Annotated in this window: 14 protein-coding genes; 7 read left to right on the forward strand and 7 right to left on the reverse strand. The window is 35.1% G+C overall.

The genetic code is table 11. The features are described from left to right. Positions 1-224: 224 nt before the first annotated feature. Positions 225-3,368 (reverse strand): cytochrome c biogenesis protein, encoded by a 3,144-nt coding sequence (locus WBG21_RS01295; RefSeq protein ID WP_340073994.1) that lies wholly within the window; start codon positions 3,366-3,368, stop codon positions 225-227. Positions 3,369-3,555: 187 nt separating this feature from the next. Between WBG21_RS01295 and WBG21_RS01300 the strand changes: the two genes are divergently transcribed. From WBG21_RS01300 to WBG21_RS01325, 6 genes are all read left to right on the forward strand, one after another. After that, positions 3,556-4,323 carry a Rossmann-like and DUF2520 domain-containing protein gene (locus WBG21_RS01300; protein ID WP_340073996.1) on the forward strand — a complete coding sequence of 256 codons (768 nt, stop codon included), beginning with the start codon at positions 3,556-3,558 and terminating at the stop codon, positions 4,321-4,323. Continuing rightward, on the forward strand, positions 4,304-4,834 hold the full coding sequence (locus WBG21_RS01305) for a KdsC family phosphatase (protein WP_340073998.1): 531 nt from the start codon (positions 4,304-4,306) through the stop codon (positions 4,832-4,834). Before WBG21_RS01300 ends, WBG21_RS01305 begins: the two co-directional genes overlap by 20 nt. Positions 4,835-4,917: 83 nt before the next feature. Beyond that, complete coding sequence (locus WBG21_RS01310) at positions 4,918-5,502, forward strand: Maf-like protein (RefSeq protein WP_340074000.1); 585 nt, start codon at positions 4,918-4,920, stop codon at positions 5,500-5,502. Between the two features lie 35 nt (positions 5,503-5,537). Then, positions 5,538-6,074: a mechanosensitive ion channel domain-containing protein gene (locus WBG21_RS01315; RefSeq protein ID WP_340074002.1), complete on the forward strand. Its 537-nt coding sequence runs from the start codon at positions 5,538-5,540 to the stop codon at positions 6,072-6,074. A 98-nt stretch (positions 6,075-6,172) separates the two neighbouring features. Further along, entirely contained in the window at positions 6,173-8,707 is a 2,535-nt protein-coding gene (locus WBG21_RS01320; RefSeq protein WP_340074004.1) for a PIG-L family deacetylase, read from the forward strand. A 109-nt stretch (positions 8,708-8,816) separates the two neighbouring features. Beyond that, complete coding sequence (locus tag WBG21_RS01325) at positions 8,817-10,535, forward strand: sodium:solute symporter family protein (RefSeq protein WP_340074006.1); 1,719 nt, start codon at positions 8,817-8,819, stop codon at positions 10,533-10,535. 58 nt (positions 10,536-10,593) lie between these two features. Here WBG21_RS01325 and WBG21_RS01330 read toward each other — a convergent pair whose 3' ends face one another. Both WBG21_RS01330 and WBG21_RS01335 read right to left on the reverse strand, forming a co-directional pair. Then, on the reverse strand, positions 10,594-11,433 hold the full coding sequence (locus WBG21_RS01330; protein ID WP_340074008.1) for a DUF2911 domain-containing protein: 840 nt from the start codon (positions 11,431-11,433) through the stop codon (positions 10,594-10,596). A gap of 88 nt (positions 11,434-11,521) precedes the next feature. Further along, entirely contained in the window at positions 11,522-12,643 is a 1,122-nt protein-coding gene (locus WBG21_RS01335; RefSeq protein ID WP_340074010.1) for a T9SS type A sorting domain-containing protein, read from the reverse strand. Between the two features lie 131 nt (positions 12,644-12,774). Between WBG21_RS01335 and WBG21_RS01340 the strand changes: the two genes are divergently transcribed. Continuing rightward, complete coding sequence (locus WBG21_RS01340) at positions 12,775-13,425, forward strand: MIP family channel protein (protein WP_340074012.1); 651 nt, start codon at positions 12,775-12,777, stop codon at positions 13,423-13,425. A gap of 1 nt (position 13,426) precedes the next feature. Here WBG21_RS01340 and WBG21_RS01345 read toward each other — a convergent pair whose 3' ends face one another. Genes WBG21_RS01345 through WBG21_RS01360 form a run of 4 tightly spaced genes read right to left on the reverse strand, consistent with a single transcriptional unit; the run spans position 13,427 to position 18,904 of the window. Continuing rightward, positions 13,427-14,881, reverse strand: coding sequence for a lipopolysaccharide biosynthesis protein (locus tag WBG21_RS01345; RefSeq protein WP_340074013.1), 1,455 nt, complete (start codon positions 14,879-14,881; stop codon positions 13,427-13,429). A gap of 8 nt (positions 14,882-14,889) precedes the next feature. Further along, positions 14,890-16,167: a glycosyltransferase family 4 protein gene (locus WBG21_RS01350; RefSeq protein ID WP_340074015.1), complete on the reverse strand. Its 1,278-nt coding sequence runs from the start codon at positions 16,165-16,167 to the stop codon at positions 14,890-14,892. 4 nt (positions 16,168-16,171) lie between these two features. Beyond that, positions 16,172-18,619, reverse strand: coding sequence for a YfhO family protein (locus tag WBG21_RS01355; RefSeq protein ID WP_340074017.1), 2,448 nt, complete (start codon positions 18,617-18,619; stop codon positions 16,172-16,174). A 15-nt stretch (positions 18,620-18,634) separates the two neighbouring features. Next, entirely contained in the window at positions 18,635-18,904 is a 270-nt protein-coding gene (locus tag WBG21_RS01360) for a DUF4834 family protein (protein ID WP_340074019.1), read from the reverse strand. Between the last annotated feature and the right edge of the window lie 93 nt (positions 18,905-18,997).

The following is an 18,997-nucleotide window of genomic DNA, read 5'->3' on the forward strand; positions in this document are numbered from 1 at the left end:
TTATAATTGTAAATAATTATTTGAAACTTTTTATTACTTTTGATATACAATTTTGAAAGCAATTCACAATAAGGATTATTCCGTTGTGAAAACTTATCAGGGTATCCCTCACCTGTAATCGGGGGATTTTTTTGTTTTATTAAGTATGTATGTAGAGTAAATATAAAAAAAAGACTACTTTAAAGTAGTCTTTATGTAAAAAAAGTGTCTTTTTGGGATTACACCTAACTATAATACTTCCTATACCTCCAATAACTCACACCGCCAAGCAATACAACAAAAGCTATTGCGTAATACACAAAAACAGGAGTAATGATCTTATCGCCACTGGCATAGCTATGAAGGCCTGTTAGGTAAAAATTGACACCAAAATAGGTCATCATAATGCTTGCATAGGCTATAATGCTCATAAAATTGTACAACCAACGCCCGCGAAGTCCGGGAACCAACCGCATGTGTATGACAAACGCATATACCATAATGCTAATAAGTGCCCAGGTTTCTTTGGGGTCCCATCCCCAATAACGCCCCCAACTCTCATTGGCCCACTGACCTCCTAAAAAATTCCCTATAGTGAGCATTACCAAGCCTGCGGTAAGAGCCAGTTCATTGATAATAGTAAGCTCTTTAATATTTAAATCCATTAATTTTTTGTTCTTCTTGGTCGTTAATAACATTAATAACAATGCTGTAACCCCTAAGATCATCCCGAGCGTAAATGGTCCATAGCTCCCTACAATTACCGCCACATGGATCATCAACCAATAGCTGTCCAATACGGGCTGTAAGTTTCCAATGGAGGGATCCATCCAATTCCAGTGCGCTACCATTAAAATAATGGAGGTTACAAAAGCAGTAGCGGCAATGGTCAGGTCACTTTTTTTACTAAATGCCAAACCAATGCCCATCGTCGCCCATGCTACATAGATCATACTTTCATACGCATCACTCCAAGGTGCATGTCCGGATACATACCATCGGGCAATAAGCCCTAGCGTATGTAATGCAAACAATGCAAAGATGGCATACTTACACAATACCACTATCGTCCGTACCCATTTGGTAGCTCTAAAAATCTGAACAATCAGGAAAATAAACATCAATGTACCGGCATACATAAACCAACTGAACAATTTTTTAAATATGTCATATTTGTTATACAGGATTTCTGTTTTTACCTGCTTATCAGAAGGCATAATGGAGGTACTATATTTTTTCTGTGTTTGCTTAAAAGCTTCGAGCAATTGACCGGCTTCTGCATAATTACCCGTTACACGAGCTCCCCGAAGCAATGAAAGGTATGCAGGAACTGACTGTTGGATAAAATTCAGGTACAACGAATCAGAAATAATATATTTTCCGGTATTGAGCTCTAGGGGTGATATCCATTTGTTATTCTCATCTTCCGGAACAGGGAATATTTTTAAAATTTCACCACTTAACGTTCGATTGAGCAATCCCAATTTCTGGTCAGCTTCTTTAAAATCTTTTTGAAATTGATTGGGTGTATTGGTGGCATATGCTTCCTGCAGGTATGGAGCCAGTTTATAATTTCCTTTTTCATCAAAGAAATCAATTGCACGGGCGTATTTTTTATCTTTTCCAATACCAATAAGATTTCGAATGCTATCGTTCCCTCTTTTGAGGTAAACGAAATCAATATTATACCAAACCACAGGGTTTTGCATCATGGACAGAAACACCTGATTGGCATCCAATCCGTCATAGGTGTCTTTTTTGCTCATTTTACGGAGCAGTTCCGAAGCAAATGTATTGATGGGTTTCATACGGCCTCTATCATCTTGGATCACCAAAGCTCCAAATGCTTCTGCATGTTTTCTGTTAATCGTTGTTGCTTGTATAATAGAATCTATCTGAGTTGTGGTAGGGGCTCCTGAATGTGTATGGTTTTCCTGCGAAAAGCTCATCAAGCTAAATAATAGTACTGTTAGCGTAAGTGCTGCTTTTTTTGCTCGTACTTTTTCTAGCATTTTAGACAGGTTTTTAAAGCGGGTATCGCCATAAAACATAATACCTAAAAGGCCTGCGTATAGTAAAAAATAACCAACATAGGTAGTCCATGTTCCCCAGAAATCATGGTTCACAGAAAGTACCGTTCCCTTTTCATCAGGTTGGAAAGAGGCTTGAAAAAAACGATAGCCTTTGTGATCGAGCACATGGTTCATATAAATATCATAATCAAATGGACGTTCGTCATTTACAGTCACTTTACTCATAAAAGATGAATAGCTGTTCTCCGTACCCGGATACTTCTCGGCAATAAAATCGTTTAACTTGATACTAAATGGCAATTCATGGCGAATGGAACCGTAAGAAAGATAAAATTCCAATCCGCCCATATTTAGTTGCTTTGGATTGTTAATAATCCCTTTGCCCCCTATAAGTTTTACTTGTTGTGTTTGTCCATCAACAGTAATATTTACGATTAATGCATCTTGCTGCGCAGATTCCTTGTCTATGGCTTCAATAACACCGTAGCTTCCTTTTACAACAGGTTCAGGGAACACAAATTGCATATTTGCAACACCGTAGAGTGAACGCAGCATTAATGGTTGAACACTATCTTTTATAAGTTGGCCACTCAGCTGATCTGCCATTCGTAAAAAAGTTCCTTCAAAAGGAGATTCAATGGTGTAAATACTATCATTTGCACTAATATTTATCGCTCCCGGAGTGTATTGATTCAATGCGAAAAGCACATTGTGAATACTTGTTATCTCCCCATCCTTTATGTAATGGTCATGACGGTTGCCATCTCCGGCCTCCACTATTTTTAGATAGGCCGCTCCATTCTCATCGGGAATTAACCCCTCCTCTGCTCCCTTTATAAATCCTGCATATGAAATAGTAAAAGGTTTTCCATTAAAATCAGATTTCCAAGGTAAGCTAGCATCCATAGCCTCAGGAGTAACTATGATAGCATCTTGCAGTGCTTTCCGGCGAGGTTGCCCATCAATTGTTCCATCTACAAAAACAGTAAGATACGTTTTGTCGGACAAGAAAAAATCTTCCGTAGCCCCTTCCCTAATCGGCATGACCCCTTCATAACTGATATAACGGGTAATAAATGCCCCTATAATGATAAGGATAAATGAAAGGTGCAGTAAAAGTGTGGCCCATTTTTCTTTTTTGTACAACCGGTACTTAAAAATATTCCCCGTAAAATTGATTATAAAAAACACTAAGATGGCTTCAAACCACGAGGCATTGTATATCCATATACGTGCGGTTTCGGTACTATACCAGCTTTCTATGAAAGTACCAAACGCCATGGCAACGGCGAAGATGATAAAAAGAACGGCTGTTAATCGAGTGGAGAAAAAAAGTTTCTTGAGAGAATCAATCATTATGAGATGGCCTTATGTGCTTTTAGGAATGCAAAAATAGGGTCTTTTTATCATTTTTTAAACGAAATTGACCTGTAAAACACTCCGGAAAACTGTTAATTATTTCTGAAAGAACCGCAAGGTTATAATTCTTTGAATCTATTCTAAAATAAAAGGAAATATATACCAATTTATGTATTTTAGCCATATGGTAAAGATCGTGCTCATCGGTGCAGGAAATGTAGCCATGCATTTGTATACTATATTCAAAGAGCATAATGCAATTGATGTTGTGCAATGGTATAGCAGAAGCCTTAATTCCATTCGAAACTATTCAAATGAGGTTGCCATAACAAACCATTTAACTGATTTGAAAGAAGCTGACTTGTACCTTCTCGCAGTCTCTGATAGTGCTATAGGACATATTGCAAAAAACCTTCCTTTTGAAGACCAGTTGGTAGTTCATACATCAGGAAATATTTCTTTAGAAATGATGCCGCCAAAGAACAGAAGAGGGGTTTTCTATCCACTTCAAACATTTTCTAAAGAAATAAGTGTTGATTTTAAAGTTGTCCCTATCTGTATTGAAGCTGAATTACAGAAAGATTTAGCATTACTAGAAATGCTAGGCAGCACGATATCAGACCATATATACCGTATCAATTCAGAACAACGAAAAGCTTTGCATCTAGCTGCTGTTTTTGTAAATAATTTTACCAATCATTTGTATTATATCGGTAATAAGATCTGTGAAGAACATGCTATCCCATTTGAGGTATTACAGCCTCTTATCAAAGAGACTGCCCGTAAAGTTGAAATATTACCTCCCTATGAAGCACAAACAGGCCCTGCAAGGCGAGAAGATATTAAGGTTATAATGAATCAAATTGCTATGTTAAAAAGCAAAGCTTATAAAAATGCATACACAACACTAACAGATGCTATTTTAGAAACGTATGGAAGACAAAAGTTATAAAGAATGCCTGATACATATTACTACCTTTATATTTGACGTGGATGGCGTATTAACAGACGGAACAGTCATACTCACTACAGATGGGCAATTGCTCCGTAATATGAACATCAAAGATGGTTATGCTATTAAAACAGCTATTGAAAGCGGATATAATATTTGCATTATTTCAGGAGGGAACAATGAAGGTGTAAGAAGGCGATTGAAAGGATTAGGAGTAACGGATATATATCTTGGAGCTCAACATAAAATTGAACAATTAAATGAATATTTTGAGCTTTATGATATCAAACCTGAGAATGTATTGTACATGGGAGATGATATCCCAGATATGCCAGGAATGAAAATGGTGGGGCTCCCCTGCTGCCCACAAGATGCTACTCCTGAAATCAAGAACATTTGTAAATACATCTCTCATAAAAATGGTGGAAAAGGATGTGTTCGCGATGTCATTGAACAAGTATTAAAAGTTCAAGGAAAATGGAACGGCAATGTTGATGCTAAATATGACTAAGGTTTTAATATTGAGCAGACTTAGAATCGTATTTTTGGTTCCATAAGGAATAACACTTTTTAACTTTAAACTTCTAAACAATTTTGCTTGCAGAAAAATTAAAACACCTGAGTATTATATTAGCTTCCGGTTCACCGAGAAGACAGCAGTTTTTTAAAGATTTAGGAATCGATTTTGAGGTAAAATTAAAACCTGTTGAAGAACAGTATCCGGACAACCTTAAACATACTGATATTGCTGTTTATCTTGCCAAATTAAAAGCAAGGGCTTTCAAAAAAGAATTGGGGAAAAATGAGCTGCTCGTTACTTCCGATACTATTGTATGGTATAATGAACAAGCTTTGGGAAAACCTACAAATGTTGAGCAGGCTTATGAGATGATTAAATCACTCTCAAACAATTCCCATGAAGTGATTACAGCCGTGTGTTTTACAAATTGCGTAAAACAAAAAACCATACATTCAACAACAAAAGTCTGGTTTAAGGATTTGAGCGATGAAGAAATAAAACATTATATTAATACCTATCAGCCATATGATAAAGCTGGTGCTTATGGTATTCAAGAGTGGATAGGTCTTATAGGTATTACAAAAATAGAAGGCTCCTATTTTAATGTAATGGGATTGCCTACTGATATGGTTTATCAAACATTCTTGGAGTTTACATAAAAATGTATTAAAATAGCACCTATACTGTATTACGTATGAAAGATTTTTTTATAACCCACTACGATGAAATAATAAAAAGCCTTATCACTTTGGGCATACTGCTTTTATTTAAGTTTATATCCACAAATACTATAAAGCGTGTAGGCAAAATAAGTGATTTAAATGAGGTACGTACCCGGCTCATTATAAAATATGTCAATATTACCATACTTATTACTGCTGCTATTGCAGGAAGTGTTATATGGAGTGTTGACTACGAACAGTTAGGGGTGCTGTTATCATCCGTTTTTGCCATTATTGGTGTGGCTTTATTTGCACAGTGGTCCATATTGAGCAATATCACTTCTGGGATTATTTTATTTTTCTCTTTTCCCTTTAAAATTGGTGACCGGATACGAATCCAGGATAAAGACTTTATGGAAGAAGCGATCATTGAAGACATAAGGGCTTTTCACATCCACCTCCGTACAGACAATGGTGAACTTATTACCTATCCTAACAACCTACTGCTCCAAAAAGGTGTTGCAGTCATAGAGAAGCCTCATGAAGATGATGGATCTGATACTTTATAAAAAATTAAAACTTCAGCTTGTTAAAGAATCTATAAAAACAAGTTGTTAGTACCCTATCTTAATTATATTTGGGCAACATATTATTCAAACCCAACATTATGCGAACGTTTTTACTGCTTGTACTATTTTCATTTTCTTTTTTTAAAGTACAAGCACAACAACCTCAAAAATTAAGTGCATCAGAAATTTATGAGGCTGTCAAAAAACTTAATTTTATAGGCTCTGCATTATATATTGCTGCCCATCCTGATGATGAAAATACACGCCTCATTTCCTATCTTTCCAATGATGTAAAAGCCCGAACTGCTTACCTTTCCATTACGAGAGGGGATGGAGGGCAAAACCTTATTGGGCCTGAATTAAGAGAACTTCTCGGAGTAATTAGAACGCAAGAACTATTAGCTGCTAGGCGCCTCGATGGGAGCCAACAGTTTTTTACCCGGGCAAATGATTTTGGCTATTCCAAACATCCGAATGAAACATTGACCATTTGGGATAAAGAAGCGGTTTTGCACGATGTTGTATGGGTTATCCGAAACTTCAAACCTGATATTATTATCAATCGTTTCAATCATCGCTCCCCTGGAACCACACATGGGCACCATACTTCTTCTGCCATGCTCAGTGTAGAAGCCTTTGATTTAACAAATAATGTGAATATTTATCCGGAACAACTTAAATTTACCGATGTATGGCAACCATCCCGATTATTTTTCAATACTTCTTGGTGGTTCTATGGAAGTCAGGAAAATTTTGAAAAAGCTGACAAAACCAACCTATTGAATATGGATATAGGTACTTTTTATCCTTCCACCGGTAAAAGTAATAATGAGATTGCTGCTCTGAGTAGGAGCCAGCATAGCTCACAAGGTTTTGGAAGTTCAGGAGTAAGAGGTCGTGAAATAGAATATCTGGAGCTTTTGAGAGGAGCTTTGCCTGCAGATAAATCAAATCCTTTTGATGGGGTCAATACTACTTGGTCTCGTATTAAAGGAGGTGAAAAAATCGGTGCTATTCTTTATGATATAGAACAAAATTTCAATTTTAAAAATCCTTCTGCACATATCCCAAAATTAATGAAAGCTTATCAGCTAATTGAGAACATAGAAGATGAGCACTGGAAAAAAATAAAATCAGAAGAGATAAAAACTATTATTGCTGCTTGTTCCGGATTATATCTGGAAGCAGTTGCTAATGCTTCCTCAGCTACTCCCGGAGAAGAAGCGGTTATAGCAGTAGAGGCCATAAACAGAAGTAATGTTTCAATTTCTTTAAAAAGCATCGCAACAATTCCGGGAAAGTCCATAGAAGCTAAAAACATCGCTTTAGAAAATAATATTGTAAGCCGTTTTAATACTACTATGACTATTCCCAATGATGCAACCTACACAACTCCCTATTGGTTAAATGGAGGGGCTACATTGGGTATGTACAAGGTGAATAATGCCACCCTTATTGGAAATCCTGAAACACCCAGACTCGTAAAAGTACAATTCAATATGTTTATTAATGATGTAGAAATTACTTTCTTAAAAGATGTTGTTTATAAATACACCGATCGGGCAAAAGGGGAAATTTACCAACCATTTGAAATACTTCCGGAAGTCACTAGCAAAATAGAGGACAAAGTAACTATTTTTAATACACGAAGCTCTAAGAAAATACCTGTAAAAGTACGTGCTGGAAAATCTGAAATAATCGGAAGTGTCTCATTAAAACACCCTAAAGGTTGGACTGTAACCCCTGATAAAATTGATTTTTCTATTGCTCAAAGAGGAGAAGAAAAAACGGTTATTTTTACCGTTACACCTCCACAAAATGTGGAAAGTGAAGGCTTTCTATACCCAAAAGTAGTAATCAATGGACATTCCTATACAGATGAACTTATAGAAATAAATTATGACCATATTCCAAAGCAAACCGTTTTATTACCATCAAAAGCAAAAGTAGTTCGGCTAAACATTCAAAAAGTCGGAGAAAATATTGGTTACATTGTTGGAGCAGGCGATAATGTTCCTGAAAGTTTGAAACAAATAGGTTATAATGTAATGACCATTGATCCAGAGAATATAGAAGCTGGTTCGCTAGACAAGTATGATGCCATTGTAGTTGGCATACGTGCCTATAATGTTATAAGTGCATTAAAATACAAACAGCAATTTTTGTTGGATTATGTAAATAATGGTGGCAATTTAATAGTTCAGTACAATACCAGTGGAAGAAGAGGTCTTAATTTTGACAACTTGGCTCCGTATGAATTAAATGTTTCAAGGGATAGGGTAACAGATGAAAATGCCCCTGTACGTTTTTTAGCAAAAAATCATACAGTGTTAAACTTTCCAAATAAAATAAAGCGTACTGATTTTGATGGATGGAAACAAGAAAGAGGGCTGTATTTTCCAAATAAATGGGGGAAAGAATTCACGCCCATTCTATCGATGAATGATAAAGGAGAATCTCCAAAAGATGGGAGTTTATTAGTAGCTCCATATGGCAAAGGTCATTATATATACACAGGGCTCAGCTTTTTTAGGGAGTTACCTTTAGGTGTGCCCGGTGCATATAAACTCTTTGCTAATATGCTTTCTGTAGGCAAAGAGAGTGTTGAAAAAAAAGAACGTATTAAAGGATAAAAACATGTTAGGTAAGCTTAAATGGAAACAATCGTATACTTGGGTACTTGTAGCAAATGCCATATATATCCTCCTTTTTTATTTTATCATGATTAATTATCGCTAGCAAATGGAAATAATAGATTGGATTGTTCTTTCTTCTGCATTGTTCTTCATTGTCGTTTATGGTGTGTGGAAAACCAAGGGGAGTAAAGATGTTAAAGACTATATCTTAGGAAATAATGAGGCTAAATGGTGGACTATTGGTTTATCTGTAATGGCTACACAGGCTAGTGCCATTACTTTTTTGTCTACCCCAGGACAGGCTTTTCATGATGGAATGGGTTTTGTACAGTTTTATTTTGGGTTGCCATTGGCCATGGTTGTTATTTGCTTGATTTTTATTCCTATCTATCACAACCTTAAAGTTTATACGGCATATGAATTTTTAGAAAAAAGATTCAACTTAAAAACAAGGACTTTAACAGCCATTCTTTTTTTAATACAAAGGGGATTAGCCGCAGGAATTACTATATATGCACCTGCAATAATTCTTTCAGCCGTTTTAGGATGGAATCTAAAAACACTCAATATCATTATTGGGGTTTTAGTTATTATTTATACCGTTACCGGCGGTACCAAAGCTGTTAGCACTACACAAAAACAGCAAATGTTTGTGATTATGGGAGGAATGATCATTACCTTCTTCCTGATATTAAGTTACCTGCCTGATGATATAACATTCAACAAAGCACTAAAAATAGCCGGAGCTAATGAAAAATTAAATATTCTCGATTTTTCATTTGATACCAAAAGTCGATATACCTTTTGGAGCGGTATCACCGGTGGTTTTTTCTTGGCACTATCCTATTTTGGCACGGATCAGAGTCAAGTACAGCGATATCTTTCAGGGAAATCTATTAGAGAAAGCCAATTAGGACTCATCTTTAATGGTCTTCTGAAAATCCCCATGCAATTTTTCATCCTTCTCATCGGAGTGATGGTTTTCGTTTTTTATCAATACAATGCATCTCCACTTCATTTCAATCCCGCAGCGACACAAGAAGTTCTTAACTCTTCATATGCCGATGAATACAATGCGCTAGAGAAAGATCATCAACTACTTGAAATTGAAAAAAAGATTGCACAGGATAAATTTTCGGCAGCTATTGATTTAAAAGAGTATGATGCCATTATGGTTGCAAAAAACAATATCGCTTCTATCAATACTAAAGAAAAGGAAAACAGGATCAAGGCGAAAGAAATTATTAAAAAAGCCAATCCTATTGTAGAAACAAATGACAAAGATTATGTCTTTATACATTTTATCTTGAATAATCTCCCAAAGGGGTTAGTTGGGTTGCTACTTGCTGTTATTTTATCTGCTGCCATGTCTTCTACCGCTTCTGAACTGAATGCTTTAGGGACCACAACTGTTATCGATTTATATAAAAGAGGACACAAAAATGAGCGGAATGACAAACATTACCTAAACGCATCTAAATGGTTCACTTTGTTGTGGGGCATTATTGCTATCATATTTGCAAGTATTGCATCATTACTGGATAACCTTATCCAGTTTGTAAATATTATAGGTTCTATTTTTTATGGGAATGTACTGGGTATTTTTTTATTGGCATTCTTCTTAAAATTTATAAGGGGTACTGCTGTTTTTTGGGCCGCAATTATTACCCAGTTAATCATCTTCTACATTTATTACCAGTACATATATGTAGAGGAAGTTATAGGATATTTATGGCTTAATTTTATCGGTTGTGTTTTGGTCATTGCACTCGCTATTATTTTTCAAAGTTTTATACAAATAAAGAACACTCTGAGTTCAGAATAGTTCAATAAAAAAGCCTGTAAAAAAAACAGGCTTTTTTATAATATTCTTTTATTTGCTTTTAAAGTGCGCCCCATTCTTTAAGTGAATCTTTATTAAGTTTCACATAATCAGCATTTCCTGCTTTCTCCGCTAGCTTTAAAGATTTTTTAGCAGCTTCAATAGCACCCTTTTTATCGCCTAATTTTGCATATATGAGCGACTGCTGCCGTTGCATCCAGAATGCTTCTTTATTCATTGACACTGCTTTGTCTATCCACTCTTTTGCCTTGTTTAAATCCTGTCCTTCTTGTAAATAAAATACTGCTGCAGAAAAATAATCATTAGCAGATGGCCCATTCATTGTACGTTCTATACTCGCCATGGCCTTCTCTTTCGTAGGTACTTCAATAGGCACTTTTACATATGTTTTTTCCCATATGATTTCAAGGTCAGCTCCATTATTAGTGAAATTTCCAAAATCCATTGCAAAAGTTTCTACATTGAATGGAATTGGCTCAACAGTTGCCTGAACGGAAGCAACTACTTTACTATCGTCCCAATTACGTGGAGTTCCCCAGTTACTGGCATCTGAATAAAATATCACTTCCCATGCCTCTGCTCCGGGTTTTGTATAAATAGCATACGTTCCTTTTTTAAGGGCGTTCCCACCTATCATTACATCATCACTAAATGTAATTTTAGTATTTGCATTGGCCCCTGTACGCCATACTTTTCCATAGGGTATCAAATCACCAAAAATAGTTCTACCTCTCATAGAGGGTCTCGAGTATTCTAAAGTAACATCGGTCAAACCAATTGTTTGTTCCAGTTTAGCAGTAGGACTAGGTTGTGGTGTTGTAATTTGTGCATGTACTGCATAAGAAGCAATCAATAATGCCCCTAAAAATAATTTTTTCATGTCGGTTAATAATTTTATATTTTTTGAATGCTAAAAATAGCTATTAACATCTTGGGAAGCTGTTAACAAAAAATTAAATCTTTCTCGATTATTTTTTAATAATGGTCAAACTTGAATAGCTTCTTTCATGATGAAAATACATGAAATAGATACCACTTTGTAGCCCTGAAAAATCAATTTGAGTTCTTGATACTGTTATAACTTCATCTTTCACAAGGCTTCCTGACATGTTATAAATAGAATAAGATGAGAATGTAATTGTATTGGGAAACTTAATATATAGTATGTCGCTTACCGGATTAGGATATGTTATCGGCATTCCTGGAGTTTCAGTGAAAGATATGTCTAATACTTCATCATTGGTATTGAATGCATAAATTTTAGGGTCTAAAACAAAAACCTGTGTGTTTTTTTCACTAGACAGAAAATAACGGTTCGAACTTACGCATGTAATTCCTTCTATTTGTGAGAAACCAAGCGAACTTAACGCTATTTTTACTTGTGACCCTACAAATATATTTTCTTCTGATATGCCTGAACTTGATGTTATAAAAGGTTGTAAAAGGTTACTATAGCCACACAAGTACAGCATCCCTGTGTCAGGGCTATATGTAGCACCGGTAATTAATCCTTGCACATCATATACTCCTTTATTAATGGCCGTATGTGCTCCAGGGGCTATAGGTATTTCATAAGCAGTTGTTTGTTCACTAACCCATTCTTTTGTACAAACATAAAGCTTGCCATTATAGCTAAACAAAGCCTCAGCATCCCAATTATTTGCATTGGGCAATGGAGTAAAGTCTATCTGATCTTCATAGCTAAAAGCAATAATTTCAGCAGTAACAGAGATATTTGTATCATATTGTAATTTATCTATCCGGTATATTTTTAAATCCGTTCGAGAACCATTGTTATTGCCTATATCGCCTATGTATATGTAATTGTCGTCCTGTGTAATGTCTTCCCAATCAATATTATTGGCATTTGTGACTGTTATTGTTCTCGTTATTGTATTTGACAACGTGTCTATTTCAAATAATTGAGGGGTATTCCCGGAGTCATTGTGAGTAATCAATTTTCCATTATAAAAGATAAGCCCAGAGGTTTCCTCTATCGTTGTTGGTAAAATAAACTTCTCTGTTACAACTATTTGTGCTGACGAGATTACAACAACAAATCCAAGTATGAAAAGTATTAAATGTTTCATATGACACCAAACTTAAAGAGAATGTGTTCTCGTTATAGTATTAAGTGGATAAAGTGTTGCTTTATTACTTTGTAACGCATCGTTAATAAATACATGACATTTAAAAATTTATTTGTTTTATTTTTGGACTGATGAAAAATTACATTGCAGAATTTATAGGTACATTTTCCATGGTATTTTGTGGAACAGGAGCTATGACCATTAATGAAATTACCGGGGGTGAAGTTACCCATGTTGGTATTGCTGTTACATGGGGGCTTATTGTTATGGGAATGATTTATGCGTTTGGTGATATTTCAGGGGCTCATTTCAACCCTGCCGTTACAATTGCTTTTGCTTTTGCAAAGAAGTTTTCATGGAAAGAAGTGCCAAAATATATTTTTGTCCAATGTTTGGGAGCTATCACTGCCAGCAGTATTTTGCTTTTTTTATTTCCAGAGGCTAAAACTTATGGAGCTACTATTCCTTCCGTAGATGTGTACCGTGCTTTTACTCTGGAGCTATTGCTTACTTTTTTTCTTATGGTCGTCATTATTAATGTATCTACCGGTGCTAAAGAAATAGGGGTCATTGCAGGGATTGCCATAGGAGGTGTTATTTTATTAGAAGCCATGTTTGCAGGGCCTATTACCAAGGCCTCTATGAACCCTGCGCGTTCACTAGGACCTGCTCTTATCTCCGGATACTGGCAGCCGTTATGGCTTTATCTCACAGCTCCGATTATAGGAGCAGTATTAGCTGTGGCCAGTTGCCGACTGGTAAAAGACGATCAGTGCTGTTAAATCAGCGTTTTATATATTTATTGATAATAGCTACTATGTCTTTTGAAAGAGAGATCCTGTAAATGGCCATCATATATCCAATAGCTATAATCCCCGATTTTAAAGTTATGTTTACGATGGGGTGAAAAGAAAAATCCCAAAAGAAAAAAAGCAAAACAAAACCTATTATAACTGCTGTAGTTTTTAATGTTTCCCTAGTAAACGGGTGCATATTAAACTTTATATATACATATAGTATTTTCAGGGTGTTGTATGTTAAAAATCCAATTAAAGTGGCTATGGCTGCCCCATTAATTCCCCATCGGGGAATAAAAATCATATTGAATACAATGGTAATTCCGGCAAGTAGCAAACCAAATAACAATATCATTTTGTAGTACTTTGAATTGAATAAAATGGAATTGTTATTTCCCAAAAGCATGTCTGTGAGCTTAGCTATTGAAATAATAAATACCACTAAAACCGCATCATTATATTGAGCAGGCAATAAGTTATACAGTTCATTGCTGTTGAGTACAATCAACAGAAAAATCCCTCCCCCGATAACATATAAGTTAAGTGAGCTCCTTTTATATAAATCTTGAAGTGCTACACTATTATGTTCATTAATCAGTTTGGCCGTTAAAGGGTAGGTTATTTGATGCATGGCACGAGCTGGAACTGTAATTACCACTGCAATAAAAACAGCAACGTTATAGAAGGCCACATTTTCAATAGCGATATATTGCCCTATCATGAATTTATCAATATCTAATAATACAATAGCAATAGATCCCGCTAAAATGATAAGTGCAGAGTAGCCAAGCACACTTTTATAATTAATTGGAAGGCTATTTTGAAATTTTGGTAGTTTTATCCGTACAGCACTAAATAGCATTAAAAGCATTCGTGCGATATACATAAACACTGATAATAGTATAAACTCTTGAACCGTAATCCATTTCAAGAAAATCAGAAAAATTAAAACCATAGAAGCTACACGGTGGAAAACTTCTTTTAAAAAATTTCCATATACCGATCGCATATGCACTTTTGCCCATGCAAAGAACACTTCAAAATACGCCATTGCAATAGCTACTACATATATCATCCATACATAATCTGTAACAATTGTGTTCTCTTTTGAAAGGAATGCCACTATATTCTCATAAGCCATTGTCCCGATAATGCCTATGGGAATAATGATCAATAAAGGCAACACAAACATCATCGTAGTAAACCGTTGTTGTTCCTTTGGCGTTGTATAAGAAGAATAGTATTTTATCAAAGTGTTATGCACTCCAAATGCCATAAGGGGCATCAATATGTTGGATGTAGAAAGTAAATAACCTAACAATCCATAATATTCATCTGTTAGAAAAAAAGGATATAACAACAATGTGTTTATAGCTCCAAAAGCAAACCCTAAATAGGTAGTAATAGTATTTTTAAATGACTGATTTACAACAATCCCCATTGATATACTTATTTAATAACAGATACCAGCTTCTTGGTCAAAGCCTTACGACTATATCTTTCTAACTCACTCGAATCAACTTGTAAATTGCCTGATCTATACGCATTATATAAAGCTAGTAACTTTTCTTTTAATTGTCTTTTCTCATCATAAGTATATGCCTTACCACCTTTTGTTTCTTCTAAAATAGAGACTACATCCCAATTTTTAGGGCCAATAGCTACAATAGGGCGTTTTGCATATAAATATTCAAATAGTTTTCCCGGGATTATGCATGCAGTTTCTTCACTATCTATCTCGATCAATAGTAATACCTGAGAGGCACTTTGCAGTTTTAAAACTTCATTATGGGTTACATAGCCCAATAACTGTGTATTTTCCTTTGGAATGTAACGATGAATAGTGTCTAATACATCTTTCCCTACTATCCCTACGAGCTGTAATATAAAATCATTTTTAAATGTTTTGTTTTCATTGATTAATTCTGACAATGCTTCCCATAGTATTAAAGGGTTCCTCTCTGTCAATAATGAGCCTATATGGGAAAGTGTGAATTTTTTATCTTTTTTAACCAATGTAACATCATGTATCGCATCATAACCATTGGTAATTACAATTATAGGTTTATCAGTGGTTGTTTCAAACAATTGCTTTGTTGAGGGACTGGTAACTATGATATCATCAGCAGCATTTAAAATTCCTTTTTCTAGCTTTTTATGTTTTCTTCTAGCTCTTTGGGTCAATTTCAGTTTTTTATGATAGCCTATTGTCGTCCAGGGATCCCTAAAGTCTGCTATCCATTGTATCCCCATTTTTTCTTTTAGTTTTTTACCTATCAAATGTACACTATGCGGAGGGCCAGTTGTAATAACTGTCTCAATTCTTTCTTTTTCAATATAAGCTAATAAAAACTTTTCAGAAGGTTTTACCCATAATATCCGTGCATCCGGAATAAAACAATTTCCCCGTATCCATAGTAGTATTTTTTCTATCGTCGACTGCTTTTTTGAAGCAATAATTCCGGAGCTTATTTTTTTCGTTTTCTTCTTTGATAGAATATTCGCGAATTTATATGGTTCTTTAATAGGGTGTTTTATTATAGTTACTTCTTTCGGAATTTCTTCTAGTAATGCTTTATCTACAATAGGGTAAGAAGGGTTTTCAGGAATAAAAACTATTGGTTTTATATTGCTCTCAGGGAGATACTTAACAAATTTCAGCCACCGTTGTACTCCCGGACCACCTGCAGGTGGCCAATAATATGTTATGATCAGTACTTTTTTCAAACTGTTATGTTTGTTTATCTTCGGGTACTTTTTCCCTTTTTATCCATTGCATGTACAATCCTCCTATAAGTAGTATTCCAAAAATAATGCTTCCTGTCAGCGTAATAACACTACCTGTTTTTACCACTTCAGGATCAAATTTAAAATGAATGGTATGTTTTCCCTCTGGAATTTCCATTGCCCGAAGTACATAATTAGCACGAAAGTGCTCTATAGGGTTACCATCAATAAAAACTTGCCATCCTTTTGGATAATGTACCTCTGAAAAAACAGCCAATTGTGGAAGTGTTGTTTCTGATTCATAAATAAGCGCATCAGGATGGTATGAGACCAATTCAATAGTAGCTGTAGTATCCCTTTCATATTCTTTTAAAATCACTTCTTCCGGAACATCATTTTTATTCAGTACTATTTCAGTTTTTGTATCCAGTTCCTTTAGAGCTTTTATTTCTTCATCAGCAGTATTTACAGTTTTTTTATCAGTTACAAACCATGCATTCCCATTTGCATAAGGGTTCAATGCAGGATAGGTTTGTCCTTGTTCATTCTGCCTGATGATATATTTTACATTCAACATATTTAATACCCCAACATTATTCTGAGCTATCTGATAATCATACAATTCTTGAAAACGTCCGGGTTTAGCAGCATGATAGCCCCCAATAGCTTTATGAAAATAGGAAGCCCTACCTCCTGCCATTCTAAGAGAAGGTTCATAAACACGGTAATGTGTAGTATCTTTTAGGATTTCTGTATCGACAGGTGTTGCCTGAAAAGGTTTTTCCATTCGTCTTGCCTGTACAAAATCATTTTTGTTCACGTAGCGCTGTGCAACACCTATCATATCAAAAAGAATTAATAAGGTAAAAGCACCCAATGTATATTGTTTTCTGAGCATTCCTTTTATGAACCCCCATAAAACTGCCGCTGATAGAGCAACAAAAATCAGCGTTCTGAATAGGTCGTGATTATAAACTGCCTTTCGGTCTAGTTTTATCATTTCAACGATTTCATTTCCTAGCACCTGACGGTAGTAACCATCATTACTGCCAACGAAATCGAAACTTCCTTTGGCAAAAAACAATAATATTCCAACACCTGCAGTTATAATTGTTGTCCATTTTAAAGCATTCTTTTTTTCATCTATAGATCTTTCCTTGTTAAAAAATGCTGTTAATCCTAAAATAGCCATTACCGGAATGCATAGTTCTAATACTACCTGAATAGATGAAACTGCACGGAATTTATTGTATAAAGGAAAATAATCGATCATAAAATCAGTAAGTACGGCCAAGTTTTTTCCCCAAGACAATAATAATGATAGGATGATCCCTCCCAATAACCATTTTTTTAAAGTACCTTTCACTAAAAATAAGCTCAGAATAAATAAAAAAAGTACTACTGCTCCTACATAAGCCGGGGCAGCCACAATAGGTTGATCCCCCCAATAGGCAGGTAAACTTTCTGCAAAGCCGATTGCTTGAGACCTAGGAACTCCTTGTTGTATCAAAAATTCATATGTTTTAGAAGTTTTTCCTAAATTTTCATTATTAGAACCTCCAAAAAGACGAGGAACAAATAGGTTGAGGGTTTCCACAATCCCATAACTGTATTCGGTAATGTACTCTTTTGATAATCCGGAATTACCTTCTTTGATAGAACCATCTGGATTTATAATAAGTTCGCTCTTTCCTCTTGTGCTCCATTTAGTATATTCTTGTGTTGCCAGTAAATTTGTAGCATTCATCCACAAAGAAAGTATTACCGCCAAAGCCAATACCCCTACAGTCTTAAAGAAAGAGACAAGTTCTTTTCGTTGAATTGCTTGAATCAGATAAACAACCCCTAAAATCAATACCAACAATAACAAATAATATGTCATCTGAAAATGGTTGGCACTAATTTCCAATGCCATTGCAAGAGCCGTTAATAAAAACCCATAAACATATTTTCGTTGAAAAGCCAATAAGATCCCTGATAATACAATTGGAAAATATGCTATGGCATGTGCTTTTGCGTTATGCCCCACCCCCAAAATAATAATTAGATAGGTAGAAAACCCAAAACCCAGCGCTCCCAAAAAAGCCAATTTATAATCGACCTTTAAAACTAAAAGAAGTACATAAAACCCTATGAAATAAAGAAAAAGATAATCAGCAGGTCTGGGTAAAAAACGAATGGTCCTATCTATTTTTTTAATATAATCATGCGGATATTGTGCCCCTAACTGATAAGTTGGCATTCCTCCAAAAGCACTGTTTGTCCAATAAGATTCCTTATTTTCTTCTGCTCTTAGATCATTTCGTTCTTTAGCCATTCCTATGTATTGAGCAATATCATTCTGGAATATTTTTTTGCCTTGTAAAACAGGATGAAAGTACGCTAATGAAATAATTATGAAAAGTGTGGTTACAATAAAATGAGGAAGTATTTTTTTAATTTTTAAATACATTTAATTGTTGTTTGGTTAATCAATTTCTTCAAAATCAATATACTCACCTGCCTTTTCTTTCTCTTTAGACCTTTTTTGCATGGGTTCAGGTTGTTTATCTATAACTGTTTCCCCTTCCTTTGCTTTTGCATTAGTCTCAGGTTGGTAATCATTATAACGCTGATTATAACGTTTTTCCATTTTCTTTGCAGCATGTTTAAAAAGGATAGGCCCAAAAACTTTCCCTAAAATTTTTAAGAAATAATATACTAAAACTATAATGAAAAGGGTTCTTAATATTCCCATAAAGCATTTTTTTATGCACAGTCAAAAATACAACTCTAATATCCGAAAAAACGGCTAAATCTCTTAAAAAAATAATAAATTCTTCTATATTTG

This window comes from Leptobacterium meishanense, assembly GCF_037645805.1.
Taxonomy (GTDB): domain Bacteria; phylum Bacteroidota; class Bacteroidia; order Flavobacteriales; family Flavobacteriaceae; genus Leptobacterium_A; species Leptobacterium_A meishanense.

Excerpts from the sequence above, each read along its gene's own strand:
- WBG21_RS01330 (WP_340074008.1), bottom strand. The coding sequence starts at position 11,433 with ATGAAAAAATTATTTTTAGGGGCATTATTGATTGCTTCTTATGCAGTA.
- WBG21_RS01295 (WP_340073994.1), bottom strand. The coding sequence starts at position 3,368 with ATGATTGATTCTCTCAAGAAACTTTTTTTCTCCACTCGATTAACAGCC.
- WBG21_RS01300 (WP_340073996.1), top strand. The coding sequence starts at position 3,556 with ATGGTAAAGATCGTGCTCATCGGTGCAGGAAATGTAGCCATGCATTTG.
- WBG21_RS01355 (WP_340074017.1), bottom strand. The coding sequence starts at position 18,619 with ATGTATTTAAAAATTAAAAAAATACTTCCTCATTTTATTGTAACCACA.
- WBG21_RS01335 (WP_340074010.1), bottom strand. The coding sequence starts at position 12,643 with ATGAAACATTTAATACTTTTCATACTTGGATTTGTTGTTGTAATCTCG.
- WBG21_RS01345 (WP_340074013.1), bottom strand. The coding sequence starts at position 14,881 with ATGGGGATTGTTGTAAATCAGTCATTTAAAAATACTATTACTACCTAT.
- WBG21_RS01360 (WP_340074019.1), bottom strand. The coding sequence starts at position 18,904 with ATGGGAATATTAAGAACCCTTTTCATTATAGTTTTAGTATATTATTTC.
- WBG21_RS01340 (WP_340074012.1), top strand. The coding sequence starts at position 12,775 with ATGAAAAATTACATTGCAGAATTTATAGGTACATTTTCCATGGTATTT.
- WBG21_RS01305 (WP_340073998.1), top strand. The coding sequence starts at position 4,304 with ATGGAAGACAAAAGTTATAAAGAATGCCTGATACATATTACTACCTTT.
- WBG21_RS01320 (WP_340074004.1), top strand. The coding sequence starts at position 6,173 with ATGCGAACGTTTTTACTGCTTGTACTATTTTCATTTTCTTTTTTTAAA.
- WBG21_RS01315 (WP_340074002.1), top strand. The coding sequence starts at position 5,538 with ATGAAAGATTTTTTTATAACCCACTACGATGAAATAATAAAAAGCCTT.
- WBG21_RS01325 (WP_340074006.1), top strand. The coding sequence starts at position 8,817 with ATGGAAATAATAGATTGGATTGTTCTTTCTTCTGCATTGTTCTTCATT.